The sequence below is a fragment of the Pseudoalteromonas sp. SWXJZ94C genome, assembly GCF_015864385.1.
Classification (GTDB): domain Bacteria; phylum Pseudomonadota; class Gammaproteobacteria; order Enterobacterales; family Alteromonadaceae; genus Pseudoalteromonas.
The window spans coordinates 1-15,633 of record NZ_JADYXF010000031.1; the positions used below are offsets into that span (position 1 = coordinate 1).

At 36.7% G+C, this 15,633-nt stretch carries 18 protein-coding genes; 11 read left to right on the forward strand and 7 right to left on the reverse strand.

The genetic code is table 11. From position 1 onward, the window contains the following. Positions 1-518 precede the first annotated feature (518 nt). Complete coding sequence (locus tag I6F65_RS13785; protein ID WP_166110150.1) at positions 519-1,712, forward strand: porin family protein; 1,194 nt, start codon at positions 519-521, stop codon at positions 1,710-1,712. A 2-nt stretch (positions 1,713-1,714) separates the two neighbouring features. Further along, the gene (locus tag I6F65_RS13790) at positions 1,715-2,173 is read left to right on the forward strand and encodes a hypothetical protein (protein ID WP_029880433.1); all 459 of its coding nucleotides are present in this window, start codon (positions 1,715-1,717) and stop codon (positions 2,171-2,173) included. A gap of 50 nt (positions 2,174-2,223) precedes the next feature. On the opposite strand, the gene I6F65_RS13795 is transcribed toward I6F65_RS13790, so the two are convergent. Further along, on the reverse strand, positions 2,224-4,158 hold the full coding sequence (locus tag I6F65_RS13795) for a bifunctional diguanylate cyclase/phosphodiesterase (protein WP_231613190.1): 1,935 nt from the start codon (positions 4,156-4,158) through the stop codon (positions 2,224-2,226). 427 nt (positions 4,159-4,585) lie between these two features. On the opposite strand from I6F65_RS13795, the gene I6F65_RS13800 reads away from it, so the two are divergent. The 8 genes from I6F65_RS13800 (at position 4,586) to I6F65_RS13835 (ending at position 10,618) form a co-directional block, all read left to right on the forward strand. Then, on the forward strand, positions 4,586-5,515 hold the full coding sequence (locus I6F65_RS13800; protein WP_197113385.1) for a CHAD domain-containing protein: 930 nt from the start codon (positions 4,586-4,588) through the stop codon (positions 5,513-5,515). Between the two features lie 26 nt (positions 5,516-5,541). Beyond that, positions 5,542-6,441 carry a DUF350 domain-containing protein gene (locus I6F65_RS13805; RefSeq protein ID WP_166110144.1) on the forward strand — a complete coding sequence of 300 codons (900 nt, stop codon included), beginning with the start codon at positions 5,542-5,544 and terminating at the stop codon, positions 6,439-6,441. A gap of 3 nt (positions 6,442-6,444) precedes the next feature. Continuing rightward, positions 6,445-8,166, forward strand: a complete 1,722-nt coding sequence (locus I6F65_RS13810; protein WP_024611039.1) for a polyamine aminopropyltransferase — start codon at positions 6,445-6,447, stop codon at positions 8,164-8,166. Positions 8,167-8,245: 79 nt separating this feature from the next. Beyond that, entirely contained in the window at positions 8,246-8,659 is a 414-nt protein-coding gene (locus tag I6F65_RS13815; protein WP_024611038.1) for a YjfI family protein, read from the forward strand. 35 nt (positions 8,660-8,694) lie between these two features. Then, the gene (locus tag I6F65_RS13820; RefSeq protein WP_166110138.1) at positions 8,695-9,387 is read left to right on the forward strand and encodes a PspA/IM30 family protein; all 693 of its coding nucleotides are present in this window, start codon (positions 8,695-8,697) and stop codon (positions 9,385-9,387) included. Between the two features lie 73 nt (positions 9,388-9,460). Continuing rightward, on the forward strand, positions 9,461-10,099 hold the full coding sequence (locus I6F65_RS13825) for a DUF4178 domain-containing protein (protein WP_166110135.1): 639 nt from the start codon (positions 9,461-9,463) through the stop codon (positions 10,097-10,099). After that, on the forward strand, positions 10,096-10,416 hold the full coding sequence (locus tag I6F65_RS13830; RefSeq protein ID WP_166110132.1) for a hypothetical protein: 321 nt from the start codon (positions 10,096-10,098) through the stop codon (positions 10,414-10,416). The genes I6F65_RS13825 and I6F65_RS13830 overlap by 4 nt, the downstream gene beginning before the upstream one ends. Positions 10,417-10,432: 16 nt before the next feature. Continuing rightward, complete coding sequence (locus I6F65_RS13835) at positions 10,433-10,618, forward strand: hypothetical protein (RefSeq protein ID WP_166110129.1); 186 nt, start codon at positions 10,433-10,435, stop codon at positions 10,616-10,618. Between the two features lie 24 nt (positions 10,619-10,642). Here I6F65_RS13835 and I6F65_RS13840 read toward each other — a convergent pair whose 3' ends face one another. The 5 genes from I6F65_RS13840 to I6F65_RS13860 form a co-directional block, all read right to left on the reverse strand. After that, a complete protein-coding gene (locus tag I6F65_RS13840) occupies positions 10,643-11,047 on the reverse strand; it encodes a hypothetical protein (protein ID WP_166110126.1) in 405 nt (134 codons plus the stop codon). 10 nt (positions 11,048-11,057) lie between these two features. After that, the gene (locus tag I6F65_RS13845; RefSeq protein WP_166110123.1) at positions 11,058-11,579 is read right to left on the reverse strand and encodes a hypothetical protein; all 522 of its coding nucleotides are present in this window, start codon (positions 11,577-11,579) and stop codon (positions 11,058-11,060) included. A gap of 104 nt (positions 11,580-11,683) precedes the next feature. Beyond that, positions 11,684-13,060, reverse strand: a complete 1,377-nt coding sequence (locus I6F65_RS13850) for a lyase family protein (protein WP_166110120.1) — start codon at positions 13,058-13,060, stop codon at positions 11,684-11,686. An 11-nt stretch (positions 13,061-13,071) separates the two neighbouring features. Then, complete coding sequence (locus I6F65_RS13855) at positions 13,072-13,437, reverse strand: hypothetical protein (protein WP_231613191.1); 366 nt, start codon at positions 13,435-13,437, stop codon at positions 13,072-13,074. Between the two features lie 101 nt (positions 13,438-13,538). Beyond that, positions 13,539-13,724 carry a hypothetical protein gene (locus I6F65_RS13860; protein WP_024611030.1) on the reverse strand — a complete coding sequence of 62 codons (186 nt, stop codon included), beginning with the start codon at positions 13,722-13,724 and terminating at the stop codon, positions 13,539-13,541. A gap of 202 nt (positions 13,725-13,926) precedes the next feature. Between I6F65_RS13860 and I6F65_RS13865 the strand changes: the two genes are divergently transcribed. Beyond that, complete coding sequence (locus tag I6F65_RS13865; RefSeq protein WP_166110117.1) at positions 13,927-14,517, forward strand: DUF938 domain-containing protein; 591 nt, start codon at positions 13,927-13,929, stop codon at positions 14,515-14,517. On the opposite strand, the gene I6F65_RS13870 is transcribed toward I6F65_RS13865, so the two are convergent. Further along, entirely contained in the window at positions 14,494-15,633 is a 1,140-nt protein-coding gene (locus tag I6F65_RS13870; RefSeq protein ID WP_166110114.1) for a GNAT family N-acetyltransferase, read from the reverse strand. The two genes, I6F65_RS13865 and I6F65_RS13870, sit on opposite strands and share 24 nt — an antisense overlap.

Below are 15,633 nucleotides of genomic sequence, written 5' to 3' on the forward strand. Positions count from 1 at the left end.
CAGTAGTGAAACGAAACAGCGCCGATGATAGTGTAGCATTTGCTATGTGAAAGTAGGACATTACCAGGCTTCAAATTGTAGAAAGCCCGAATCTAACGATTCGGGCTTTTTTACGTCTGCAGAAAAGTGAAATCTGGGGGAATAATAAACAACTCGCACCATTTAACCATCAAATCTTCACATCAAACATCTTTATTAAATGCATTAGAAATACCTAGTTATAAATATTAGAGAACTTAAGTTATTAAATTTTATTTTTATACCCTCGTAAGTTAATAGTAATTAAATGCGCGATTATTACTCATTAAATATTATCTTATAAAACGTATATTTTGTTACAAAATGTAATTCATTGACTATAATAGTTACATCAAATTGATAACTTTGTTTCATACATTTACGTTTTAAGTTTCTATTTAATAAATAATGCCAATAGGGCAATAAAATAATCAAATTTCAAGCAAGCTGTTCAATTAACCTTATTAGTATTGATCTTAACAAAGGATCCATTTTTTCTGATGCGACATAAAATACTTTATCTTTTATTTATTTCAATTATGTTTAGCCATTCAAGCGCCTTTTCCAATGATTTTGAGTTTTCTGGTTACGCTAGGGTTATAGGTGGGTACTTAGATGAGAAAGATGTTGAATATAAAGGATACGAGGACAGTATTAAGTTCTCCCCCTCTAGTTTAATTGGTCTACAAGGTGAGTATCAATTTAATAATAACTGGTCTGCAACAGCTCAAGTTTTACTAAGAAGCGATAACACAACCGCGTCTGATAACTCAGGGTTGGAGTGGTTATATTTAACATATACACCTACAGATAATATTCAAATTAAATTAGGCAAATTGCGTACTCCTTTTTTTACTCTAAGCGATTTTTCAGATGTTGGCTTTGCATATCCGTGGATTAATCCCCCTCAACAAGTTTACGATACTTATCTTTTTAAAACCTTTAACGGTATAGATGCAGTTTATAAATTTGGAGCAGAGAGTTTTGATGTCACATTAGAGGGGTATTATGGCGAAGAGTCGGGAGAGATTGGTATCGGTACATTAAAAACGGGTTTTGAAGTTGATAACCTTTTGGGCTTTATTGGTAAAATTAACATCGAAAATTTAGAGTTTAGGGTTTCTCGCTATAACGGCAATATTAAACTTGATATTGAAGAAATAAAGCAGTTAGAAAACGTTTTGAATGGCCTCAATTTTACAAGAAGCGCTAACTCTGTTCAAACGCAAGGTAGAGCGCATGCAGAGCAGTTTGGTATAGTTTATGATAATTTAGATTATTTTTTTAGAGGTGAATGGGTTCGTATAAAAACAGATCTAGGAATAGTACCTATTATTCAGAGCTATTATTTAACCGCCGGTGTTAACTATGCTCCTTTTACTTATCATTTAACGTTTGCTGATAGTGACGTTGATATTCGCTCACCTGAAAATGAAATTCCACTAGGTATTGATGCTGATTTAGATAGATTAGCTTATGGATACAATAGTATTTTTGAAGACTCGACACCAGATTCCCTCAAAACATGGACTATTGGTGTGCGTTGGGATGTGTTACCAAACCTTGCATTAAAAGCTGAGTTTTCGGCACTTGAAGGTAATAATGTAAAAGACTCTTTTTTTGTAACTCCCGAAAATTCTAATTTTGATAAAAAAGCTAACTTGTATCTTATCGGTTTGGATTGGGTGTTTTAATTATGTGCTTTAAATTAACTCATATTATTAAAAAAATGGTAATACACCTTTTATTTATTGCGACGTTTATCGTTTTTACACCTCCTGTCTATGCGCAGAATGAAAAAATCTTAGATATTGTGATTGTTGTTAATACGCTAGATAAAAACTTATCTTTAAGTAAACAACAAATCCGTCATATTTATATGGGAGGCGCTATCAGTAGACAATTTAAAGCTGTTAACTTACCCGCTGGTAATCCTCTTAGGGTTAATTTTAATACCCGGATGGTGGGTCTTACAGAGTCTAGAATACAGGCGTATTGGGCACAAATGCGCTTTACTGGCCGAAGTAAACCTCCGATTGAATTTGAATCTGCAAAAGAGATAATAGAGTATCTCCTAAAAGAGGAAGATTCCGTTGCCTATCTACCTGTGGATACAGCTATACCTGATGGACTAACTATTATCTCATTTAATTAAAAGGTAAGTTACGTTATGTGTATCGCTCGTAAGCTTTGTGTTTTTATTTATTATGACCATGTGGGTTTTGTATCGCTTTTAGTTAGCTCTTTAAATCGTGTTTTTGCCTTTATAATTGCTTGCGGTAACTGGGATATACACACTGGCTTAGCAAAGTAATATCCCTGTATTTCATGGCTACCATGTGATATTAAATAATTAGCTTGGTCTGCGGTCTCAATTCCTTCACTACACACTCTTAAATCAAGACGCTGACCTAAATCAAGTATTGCTTGTAGTACAGCGGCATCTTTTCCTGAGCTTGCGTATTGATTAACAAACATTCGGTCAATTTTTAAGGTGTCAATTTCAATTTTAGTAAGGTAGCTTAAAGAAGAATAACCAGTACCAAAATCATCCAATGCAATTGATCCCCCCATCTGTTTTATCTGATTAAAGAATTCGTTAGCGCTTTCAAAGTTTTCCAAATAGCTAGATTCAGTTATTTCAAATTGAATATTTGCTATATTGATCTCGTGACTAAGTAGTTTACTTTTTACTACATGTATAAAATTATGATCTTTTAGATCGTGGCTAGAGAGATTCATTGAAACTAAAATATCATCGCTTATGAGTTTTTTTAGTATTTGCATGTCTTTAAAAACTTGTGTGATAACCCATTGAGTAATTGCTTTAATTTTTCCTGCTTGCTCTGCTATGGGTATAAACTCACCAGGGGAAACAAACCCCAATACTTCACTTTGCCATCTTATTAGGGCTTCTAAGCCTTTAACGTCTCCCTCGTTAGATATTTTTAATTGATAAAATACTTCAAATTCATTGTGTGCTATTGCATGGCTTATTAAGTTGGCTACCTGAACTTTGCGTTTATTGTCTTCGAGCATTTTGTGATGAAAAACGGTGTATGAACCTTTACCTTTATCTTTAGAGGCGTACATTGCGATATCGGCGTTGCTAATTAGTGTATTTATATTAAATTGCGCTTCTTTGGCACTGGCAATACCCATACTAATACCAGTGGATATATCCCATTCATGAATTGAAAATGGTTCTTGCATACCTCTAATTATATTCTCGGTAATATTAATAACGATAGATTGCTTGTCAATGCTAGGTAACATTATTAAAAACTCATCCCCCCCTAGGCGTGCAATTATGTCGTTATTGCGCAAGTAGCTACTTACTTTGTTTGAGACTGCTTGTAGAAGCATATCTCCAGCTTCGTGACCAAGAGTATCGTTAACACCTTTAAAACTATCAACATCAAAGAAAATGACAGCAATATCTTGGTTTCTTTCTTTACTACGAGTTAACTCACTCTTGAGTAGCGTCATAAAAAACATGCGGTTAGGTAGCCCAGTTAATATGTCGTAATTAGCTAGGCGCTCCATTGATTGGGTTTGCTCTAAAAGCTGTATAGTATTTTTTTTATTTTTTTGAATTTGAGAATTAATTGTTTGTAGCAACGTATTTATATCATTACCAAGCTGAGACACCTCATCATTACCTGAAACGCAATATTGGAGATTATAGTTAGTCGACTTTTCAACCCGTCTAGTGAAGTTTGATAGCTTTAGTAATGGACTCAATAAATGCTGATATATCCAGAATGAAATAATAATTGTTAGCACAATAATTAAAACAACAAAGGGGACCGCGCTATAAAATAGGCTTAGTTTGCTTTCATCTAACGGCTTTTTAAAATCTTGTACTATTAGCAAGTACCCGATAGGAAATTGTTCTTCTCCAATTGCTTTTAAAGCAACAAGACCTTCGTTAGTTGAGGTCACACCGAAAGGTAACTCTTTTACTTTTACATCAATGAGCTCAGGTTTGAAATTTTCAAGAGTTAAGTAGTTAGGGTGTACATAAGGTTGAATTAATTCCCAATTTGCATCAAACACATTCACAAATTTAATGTATTCATATCGCTCAAAACTTAAAAGTTCGGTAGTAATAGAGAATAAATCAACTTGATCAGACATTATTCTTAACAAGTTATCCGAAATGTTAGAAGACATAGCATCAAGATTTTGCTGAACAGATTGACGATATAAATTTTCGTGTTCATTAATAGCCAGAAAAAAAACTAAATTGGCACTCAGTATAATTAAAACCGTTGTTATTATAATAAATTTATATCGAATACTATGAAGCATAAAACTTAACCCTTAACCAAAATCTAATTTTAGTTATTATTTACGTAATTCAAAAATTCTTTAATTACAAAATAATTACTCATTTCACGCTTGCAGCATAAAAGTACAATACAAAGATTACTTTTAAATTTATATAGTAAATATAGCTGCTTATTTGATTTAGGTTGATTTACTTTGTTGTAATTTCATTCTTGGTTTAATAAGTGACCTGTGTAAAACTACGGTAGTTAATTTTGTAAATCAGGTGACATGAATGTCGAATATAAAAGCTTGGAAACTTATAAGCCTGTTTTGTTTGTTCGCAGTGCTTATGGGTTGCCAATCTAAAGAAGAGCAACTGCAGCAAACAATTCAAGAGTCTATTAAAAAAGCAGATACTGAGCTGTCAGAGCTTGGTGCCGCCCTTGAAAATGGAAGTGTACGTAATGCGGTATTACTAAGAGAATACGGTGAGCTTCTTAAGAAACAACAACCACAACTCACAAAAGTTGTGGATGTACTTACCCTTGATGCCACGCGTCAAGGTGCACTTTATAGTGGCTTAACACAGCGACTTAAAGATATTAAAGGAACTTACTTAATTCCTCCTTACGAAGATACGCTACATAGTATTGATTTATTACGTGAAGCGACTAAACCAACGTTGTTTTCAGATGCGTTAACCGATCCTATTAATATGTTAGCTGATATGTCGAAGGGCTCTTTAGCCAGAGTTGGCGCTATTAGCCAACAAGCAGAGGGCGCTGGTGTTGGTAATCAAATGGTAGGTAACCCTAACTACGGTAATTGGCAAACAAATAGTAGCGGTATTAGCTTTTGGCAATGGTACGGTATGTACCGTATTTTAGGTGATGTATTTGACCGTGTTGAATATGGAAGCTGGAGTAAGCGTCGAAAGTATAGTTACTACAATGACTACGGACGTTCGCGTTATTCAAGCCCTAAACAAATTAAAACTCAAAGTGCGTTAGAAACACGCACACGCCAAACATACCAACGCCAAGGCAAGCAGTTCACAAGCCCTTACGCGAGTAAAAAAACAGGTGCTACAGGCTTAAGCCGTAGTAGCTACACACCGCCTAAAACCAGCAGTTACTCCCGTTCTAGTAGTTACAGTAATAGCTCTGGCTCGGTACGTAATAGCAGTAGCAGAACCTCTCGTGGCGTGAGCCGTGGTAAGTAAAAGAATAAAGTTGGAGTTAGAATAATATGTACGAATTTAATGGAATAACTATGTGGTCACTGCAAGCGCTGGCGATTGATTTTGCAATTATAGTGTTGTTATTTGTGAGCCTTAAATATATTAAAGGTTGGGTTTCAAATTTACATGCAAATGACGAGATAACAGAGCGTGATAACTTTGCTTTTGGTATTAGCTTTGCAGCGGGCTTAGCTGCGCTTGCGATTGTACTAACAGGTGTTAGCAGTGGTGCTTTTGCTGTATCTCTTCAGCAAGAAGCCTTGCAAATGTTAGGCTATGGAGCATTAGCTATTGTGCTTATTAAGCTTGGTCACTTTTTTCAAGATAAAGTGGCGCTTCGTAAAGTAAGCTTACATGATGAAATTGTTAAAGGTAATGTTACAGCCGCTATTATTGATTTTGGTCATGTAGTGAGTGTTGCAATAGTTATTCGTTCAGCTCTTTTATGGGTTGCTACAGATGGTTGGCATGGTTTACCGATTGTAATTGCAGCCTTTATTATTGGCAGTGTTGTATTGTTGCTTGTTAGCCAATATAGAGTGCAGTTATTTAAACGCACAAATAAAAATGGCGACTGCCTACAGCAAGCAATTGTTGATGGGAATTTAGCGGTAGGTATACGTTATGCCGGATTTTTAGTTGGTAGCGCATTAGCCATTACTGCTGCGACAGGTATTGCTCCTTATGCTGCTGATAATATAAATACAAGTTTACTCTACTGGGCTATTAGCGCTGTTGTGAGTTTAGTGACATTTATTATTTTGCACTTAGTAACTATTAAAGTAATTTTATCTGGTTGCGATATTTCAGATGAAGTTAATCGTCAAAAAAATGTAGGTGTGGCGACTATTTCTGCAGCAGTATCATTTGCTGTGGGTATCACTATGGCAACCTTACTAGGCGCATAATCAGTGTCATCAACTAATACTCCCCCAAGTAAGTCTCGCTTACTTGGGCACGATATATTACTTATTACTGTTATGGCTGTACTTGCTGGGTGCGGTCTTATTTATGAATACCTACTTTCTCATTATGCAGGGCGCGTACTTGGCTCAGTAGAGAGTGCTATATACGCCATGATTGGTACTATGATTGTAGCAATGGGGCTCGGCGCTTTTTTAGCTCGATGGTTTAAAGATGCATTTACTGCTTTTGCCTGGCTAGAAAGTATTATTGCTTTGGTTGGTATGGGCTGTATTTTGGCGATAGCCAGTGTAATAGCGGTTAGTTATTCTCTTCCTCATTTATTTTCAAGTATTTTTAACTTACCCCCAGACGTTATTCTCAATGGTTACGTATTTCAAAAGCTACAAGAGTGGTCACGTTTTCTTCCTTATGTTTTTGGTTTAATACTGGGTTTATTTATTGGTATGGAAATACCGCTAATAGCGCGTATTCGTCAGCACGTTTATGGACGGTTTTTAGAAAACAACGCAGGTACTATTTATGGTGCTGATTATATTGGTGCCGGCATTGGCGCTGCCATTTGGGTAAGTATCATGCTCTCAATGCCTATAATGCAAGCTGCGGCGTGGACGGCATTATTTAATATACTTGCTGGGCTCGCGTTTTTATGGCGCTACCACACCCATGTGCGCTTTGCGAAGGCACTTTTAGTTTGTCATATAGTGTTGCTGGTATTATTTGGATTTATTTTGGTGTTTGGTAGTAGCTGGATGAATAATTTAAGTAACGTTTTATACAAAGATAAAGTTATTTACTCGCAAGCAACTAAATACCAACACGTTGTTTTAACAGAAAGACTAAGTAAAAACCAAGCTCAGCCAATCACCGACTTATATTTAAATGGTCGTTTGCAGTTTTCAAGTATTGATGAGCAAATATACCACTCTATGTTGGTTTATCCTGCAATGCTTGCTTCTAATCGTCACGACCGCGTATTAATCATTGGTGGTGGTGACGGGTTGGCACTAAGAGATGTTTTAAAGTGGTCTGTAAATGAAGTGACTCTTATTGATCTTGATGGACAGTTACTTAATTTATTTGGTCATAAAGATGGTGACTTTACTCCACCAAGCGACATTAATAAGCGCTTACTTACTCTTAATAATGAGTCGATGAAAGACCCACGTGCAAATATAATAGTGGGTGATGCATTTTTAGAAGTTGAAAAACTGCTCGATCAAAGTAAGCAATTTGACACTATTTTAATTGATTTACCGGATCCTAATCATCCTGATCTAAATAAAATGTACAGTGACTATTTTTATAACCACGTACGTCAGTTATTAGCACCTGATGGGGCAATGGCGGTGCAATCAACCTCGCCTTATCATGCTAAAAAAGCGTTTTTGAGTATTGCTAAAACGGTTAAAGCTGCTGGGTTTGAATATGTTGAGCAGTATCAGCAAAACATACCTTCTTTTGGGCAATGGGGCTGGACTATAGCAACTAAAATGGGACAGTCGGCTAGTGGCCGAATTAATGACGTAACAGTTATGCCTGTTCCATCAAGGTGGATTAGTAAAAAATATTTATTAGCGAGTTTTGCATTTCCAAATAATTATTTTGAACAAGTTAAAGATATTGAAGTCAATAGGTTAGGTTCTGGTCAGCTATATGATTATTACCGAACTGCATGGGAAATAGAAAGCGAATTGTATAAAAACTAACAAAACACGGTTGACATAATATGTCGACCGTGAGAATCTTAACTCAGACATAATATGTCAAACGACAAAAGGCAGAGACATGGAATTAAATGAACTTTCAATAAAATTAGCCTCTTTTGAAACTGAAGGTGCTAACTTTGAGTCTTTCTTGATTGCCAATCCTGGCGAGCAAGATGTTTTACAAGTTATTGTTGATGGAAATGATGAACTTCCAATTTTTGTTACGCGAACACAAGAGCAATTGTTATGTATTAGCTACTTGTTTGATGAAGATGAAGTTAAAAGCGAACTATGCAATGAGTTAAACGAAACACTACTTCGTTTAAACGTGCCAATTCCACTGAGTGCATTTGCAAAAATCGATAATAAATATGCGATTTTTGGTGCTCTGTCGGTAAATTCATCATTAGATGACATTACCCACGAACTAGTAACATTAGCCGATAACGCTATAGATGCACTAGAAGCCGTGACCTTGTATTTAAACGATTAGTATACTAATCCAGGTAAGTTTTTGGAGTTAAGATTATGAGTATTTTAAAAAAATTATTTACAGCAATACGTGGTGGTGCTCGTGAAGCCGGCGAAGCAATTGTAGATGCTAATGGTATCCGTATTTTTGAGCAAGAAATTGCAGATGCACAAAATGCATTACACCGTGCAAAGAAAAGCCTTACAGAAGTAATGGCGAAAGAAATGCAAACTAAGCGTAAAATTAGCGCTGTAGAGGCATCTATTGCAGAGCATGAAGCATATGCAGGTCAAGCGCTTGAAAAAGGTAACGAAGCGTTAGCACTAGAAATTGCAGAAAAAATTGGTGATTTTGAAACTGAAAAAGCAGAGAACGAACAAGTGCTATCTGGTTTTAGTAACCATATTGTAGCGCTTAAGCAGCAAGTTAAAGATGCTGAAAAGTCGATTAAAGAAAACCAACGTCAACTTACAATGGTTAAAACGACTGAAAGCGTACAGCAAGCAACTATGGCAGTTAACAGCACGCTTAATACAAACAGCTCGTCTATGACGTCTGCTCGTCAATCACTTGAGCGTATTAAACAGCGCCAACAAGATCGTCAAGATCAACTAGGTGCAGCAAAGCAGCTTGAATCAGATGTTAATGGCGATGATTTAAAAGCAAAAATGGCAGAAGCAGGCATTGGCGATACAAGCCCAAAAAGTGCCGATATTTTAGCTCGCATTAAAGCAAAGCAAAATAGCTAATACTTACGTCCATATTTTAAAAAGGTAACCGAGCTTATGCTTTGTTACCTTTTTTGCTTAAAGGCAGTTTTCTATGTTTAATTTTTTCAAATCTAAAAAAGCACCAGAGCGCCAGCTTAACCATGTAAGTGAGCTTAAACAAGGTGACATGTTTACCGTTATTGATTCGTTTGCTTATCCTGCGTGGTTAAAGGGCGAAACGTTACGAGTTACTGATATTCAAACCTATCAATATCAGCATAGTAGTGATACTGAGTTTGTGCTTGAGACAAACAGCGGACAAGTTGTATTTTTACAAATAGAACAAGATGACGGCGAAGCATGGGCTAATTTTTCTATTAAAATTCAGCGTAATGAAGTTGAAGAAATTTTTGGTCTTGATGAGTTTGCACGTATTTTTGATGAAGAGTCATTAACACATATAACAGTGCAAAATACGCCAGAGCGCTTTACGCAGTTTTTAGCTAAAAGCTATAAACAAAGCGAATCACCTTACGTATGTTACTTCCATAATAAAGATTACCGCAGCCAAACTTTACCTCGTTATGAGCAAGAAGGTGGAGAGCCATGCGAAATGATTTGCTTAGTATCAGATGATGAAGGCTATGGTTTGAATATTGAAATTTGGGACGGTGGTGAAACTGAAGTATCACTAACATTAACACGCCCAATTACTGACATAGTGGATTTGTTTCCTGGAGATGCTAAGTGAGTGATGCTAAAGAAAAGTGGTTGCGCCAAGAGCAAGCCGTACGCGCTACACAAATGGCATTCGATTTAAGCAGTGAAGTTCAAAAGCTGATAAAAAAGCAAGCTATCGATCAAGAACTCACGCCATCGGATATGATCCGAAAAATACTCGACTTAGATGTAAAATCAAAAAAAACACGTCAACGCCTATCGTTTAACCTAAACGATGATGAAATAGCGCAACTAGCTAGTCGTTTTGACGTCCCCAGTGATGATAAGCGTGCTGTAAAGCAGCAAGTTGCTGAACTTTTAATTGCTCATACCAAACAAGCTAAGTAGCTTAAATTAGATCAATATGAATATAATTTTAATTGCTTATTTATTTATTTTTGCTTTGTTTGGTACGGCGGCGAGTTATTTTTTACGTTTTATTTATACGTATTGGGTGCTCAATAAAATGCAAATGAAATACATCATTAAAGCTGGGATTTGCGTGGTGATGGTGGTTGTTATTTCAGCGTTAATTCCTTACTTAGGCTAACGCTGAAATAATCTTTTTAGCACTTTATTTTATATCAAACGATTGGCATTGCTGTTTAATACATAGCGACTGTACTTCTAATACAGGTAAACAATCAGTTAACCCTTGTGCTTTATTTTGAATTTCTTCTTGTTTTGTTATTTGCTGTGCAATTTGATCTGCTTTTTCTTGTGAGGTGTTGAGTGTTGAATAAACTGCGTATCTACTTGGTCCGCCGCATGCTCGTGCGCCAACTTCAAGCACCTTACATTGAAAACTAGCAGTACAGCTATTATTACTCTCAATGTTGCTAAGATCATAGTTCAAGTCAGACAAGTTTTTACTTTGTTCATTACCTGACATTGTAGTACTAGCACAGCCACTGAGTAATAAAATACAGGTAGCAACACTGGCAATTGATAGCTTAATTGCAGATGGCAAACAACTCATAATGTAATCCTTAAAATGCACTTACCGCTGAACTTTCAAGTTTAACACATTTATTTTCAACACACTGCGTGCTTGGTGCAGTTAAATGCTGACACGTGCTCATCATCCCTTTTTGTTCATTATAATTACTTTCAAGCATAGTAATCTTTTTACTAAGGGCTGAAACTTCTTTTTCGGTTGTTGTTTTAGTCGAATATACAATATAACTGCTAGGTCCGCCACATGCGCGACTACCCACAGGGCTTACTTTGCATTGTGTATTTGTATCGCATTGCGTATCGGTAATAAGGGTGTTTAATTCGCTTTTAGTTGTTTTTATATCGTTAAGAGAAACATTTTTTAAGTTTGTTTTTTCTAGTTTTTCGATTTCAGTACGTGACGGTATATTTTTATTTTCTAGTTGTTTTTCTGGTGCTGGCTTTGGCGTTACTTTTACAGGACTTGCAGGTGCTTCTTCTGTTTCGGTGGGCGTTGTATCCAAACATGCAGTTAAACATAGAGGTAAAAGAATAGCTAAAAATGGGGTACGCATAACAAACCTTGATAGTGATGAAATATTCATCACTATCATACACGGTGCATTTTTTACGGCAATAAAAACTATATTATCAAGTAATTAAAGCCATTATTAAATGCTTACAACCCACCTTGAGTTAACTTGGTAGGGTTTAGTAGTTTTTCAAGTTCATTACGTGATAAGTCGGTTTCTTGCTCCGCAACATCAATAATAGGACGTGCTTCTTTATAAGCTTGTTTTGCTATTTTTGCCGCTTTTTCATAACCGATCACCGGATTAAGTGCGGTAACTAAAATTGGATTTTTAGCGAGTGCCTTATCAATATTTGGCTGGTTTACTTTAAAGCTGGCAATAGCTTTATCGCCTAACGCTTGTGCACTATTGGCAAGTAATTCTATGCTTTGTAAAATATTATAAGCAATGACTGGCAGCATTACGTTTAGCTCAAAATTCCCAGCCTGTCCGGCTACGGTAATAGTGGCGTCGTTACCAATAACTTGAGCGCTTACCATGGCAGCCGCTTCTGGTATTACGGGATTTACCTTACCAGGCATAATAGATGAGCCTGGTTGCAATGCTTCAAGCTCTATTTCACCTAAGCCTGCAAGTGGTCCTGAGTTCATCCAACGTAAATCGTTCGCTATTTTCATTTGTGCTACAGCAAGTACTTTTAATTGCCCAGAAAGTGCAACAATAGCGTCTTGTGAGCCTATGTTATAAAAAAAGTTACTACTAGGCGTAAATCTAATACCTACATTAGCGCTAAGGTTTTCTGTAAACTTTGCTGCAAATTTAGGATCGGCATTAATACCAGTGCCAACGGCTGTGCCACCTTGTGCAAGTTCGCAAACACGCTCTAAACTATGTCGAATTCCCGCTGCTGCATGATTAACTTGTGATTGCCATGCGCTTAGAGTTTGATCAAACGTTACAGGCATTGCATCCATTAAATGAGTTCGACCAGTTTTAACAATATGGCCTACTTCAGCTTTTTTCAGCTCTAAGCTTTGCGATAAATTTTCTAGTGAAGGAAGTAGCTCATATACCACGTTTATCGCACTACTTAATGCAATTGCGGTAGGTACTACATCATTAGAGCTTTGCCCCATGTTTACATCATCATTAGGGTGAATGCTTTCACTGCCTATACGACTAGCAAGCGTTGCAATAACTTCATTGGCATTCATATTTGAGCTTGTGCCCGAACCGGTTTGAAAAATATCAACGGGAAAATGCTCAACATGCTCGCCATCAATAATTGTTTGGCAAGCTTGTTCAATTGCATCGGCTTTAGTTTTACTTAAATGCCCAAGCTCACAGTTACTTTGTGCAGCGGCTTGTTTTATATAAGCAAGTGCAGTTATAAATTGCTTTGGCATAGAAAGACCACTAATTGCAAAGTTATTAACCGCACGCTGTGTTTGTGCCTGATAGAGTGCATCTGCAGGTACTTGTAGTTCGCCCATGCTGTCTGATTCTGTTCTAAATTGGCTCATAAGTGTGCTCCTTAAAAAGGGTTGAATTCGTGACTAAGAATACGAGCTTCGCGCTCAAGTATTAAAAATTGTGCAATATTGTTATGAACTTTATAAAAACGTTTTAATGCCATGAGTGGTTTATATAGCTGGTCTAAGCATTGTTTACGAATAGCATTATGTATAAGAGGGTCGCACATTTTATTCATAATTTCATGGTGTGTGCGTCTAAGATAAAACTCTTGAAGCAAAGGGTTATTTTGTCGCTCAAAATTTTTGGCTACGTTAAGTGCGGTTTCTATGTAATCGGCAACCAGCATTGGAGCGTGTAAGCCGGGTCTTAAGCAATGGCAAGATAGTTCTTGATGGTAACGATGCAGTGCATGATCTGAGGACATAAAAAAACCGACTCAAGTTAACGATAATAGTTATCATTACATTTAATCGGTTTCAGTGTAAACAGTTATTATAAAAATTATTTGCGGTATTAATTTGAATTTTAATTATAGCCAAGAATAAATATCTGGTCTGTTTCATGTTTAGTCATCGCCTTTTGATTATGTTTAGGGTGCGAAAGTAAATCAATTACTGTAGCTCTCATATCAACGGCGTAACTATGATCGTCGGTGGTTTTTTCTGTTATGGCAACGGCTGCATCTACAGCGGTATAAGGGGGTATATGCATAATTTTATCCTCTGGCTCTTTAATATAAGTTAAACCCTTTATTGGGCTAGTTATGTAAAAGCATATTACATACCAACCATAATGAACTTATTTAACTTCATGATAGTTAGGATGTTTAATAATTATCTATTTTTTCAACACGACAAAATAAGTTAAATTTGCTTTACTGTTGTGCATTAATCCACAATTTTGGTGCACCGTAATGACAAAGCCATTTTCACAAGCCTGTGAAAACAATAAAACCCCTATTTTAGAGCAATTAAAAGACGTTTTAAAAAGCACTAAAACAGTACTCGAAGTAGGTTCAGGAACCGGTCAGCACAGTGTGTTTTTTGCAAAGCAATTACCGCATTTACAATGGTATACAAGTGATCGAGCTGTAAATCACGAAGGCATTAATTTATGGCATAGCGAGGTTAATTTAACTAATTTACATGCACCACTTGAGCTTGATTTAAATAATGAGTGGCCAATAGATAAAGTTGACGCTATTTATACTGCAAACACATTTCATATAGTTAGTTGGCAATTAGTTGAACGTTTTTTTGACGGCGTTAAGCGCCATTTAAATAGTGAAGGTAAACTTTGTATTTATGGACCATTTAAATACCAAAGTAAATTTACTAGCTCGAGTAATGATGACTTCAATACGTTTTTAACAGATCGAGATCCGTTAAGTGGAATAAGAGATTTTGAAGCAGTTGAACAATTAGCAAAGCAAGCAGGGCTTACGCTTATTAGCGATACAGCCATGCCTGCAAACAATCAGTTACTCGTTTTTAAACGGCAGTAATGAAGTACATTGCGCTTTATATATATCAATATGATGGCGTTCACGTTTTAAATAGTCACTTATTGCATTACTAAAGTCGCTATCAACAATATGGTGAGCTGAGTAGGTAAGTACGGGTTCAAATCCGCGCGCTATTTTATGCTCACCCTGTGCCCCAGAATGAAAGCAGCTGAGCTTGTGTTTTATAGCAAACTCAATACCTTGGTAATAGCACAATTCAAAGTGAAGCGAATCTACTTCTTCGCTTGCTCCCCAGTAACGTCCGTAAAGCGTATTTTCGCCTACTAAACTAAGTGTTGCAGCAATCACGTTGTCGTCTTTTTTTGCTAACATAATAACGAGGTTATTCGCCATTAATGCATGTAAAAGCGTAAAAAACTCCATGTTTAAATAGCCTAAATGACCAGAGCGCTTTAAATAGGTGCGCTGATAAAACTCACAAAATAACTGCATTATCTCTGGCGTAATTTGTGTGCCTTGCAGCCATTCAATATCAATATTTTGTTGCGCTATTTTAGCTCGCTCTTTTTTAAGTGACTTACGTTTACGCGAGCTAAGCATTTGCAAAAAGTCGTCAAAGGTTTCAAAGCCTTTGTTAAACCACTGAAACTGCACACCGACTCTTAACATGGCGTGCTGCTCAGTTAATGATGTGGCTTGAGTTTGGTCGCAAAAGTTTACATGCCAACCAGACCAACCTTGCTGGGCACTGTGTACGCTAAGTTGTTCTGTAATGTATTGGTACACAGCGTTAGGGTTAGCGTGTTCAATAGCAATACGCTTGCCTTCAATAGGGCTAAACGGAATGCCTGATAGCCACTTGGGATAATACTCTAAACCATGCTTTTCGAACGCTTCAGCCCATGCCCAGTCAAATACGTACTCGCCGTATGAATGACTTTTTAAATACCCGGGTGCAAGTGCAACGAGCGTATCACCTTCAAAAATAGCTAAGTGGTGTGGCTGCCAACCGCTTTGCTGTGTTACACATTGGCTTTGCTCAAGGGCATATAAAAATGCATGTTGAGTAAATGGCTCATCGCCGAATAAGCGTTGCCACTGCGCCTGATCAATTTCATTAATACTACTAAACCATTGGTGCGAAAACGTTCTCAT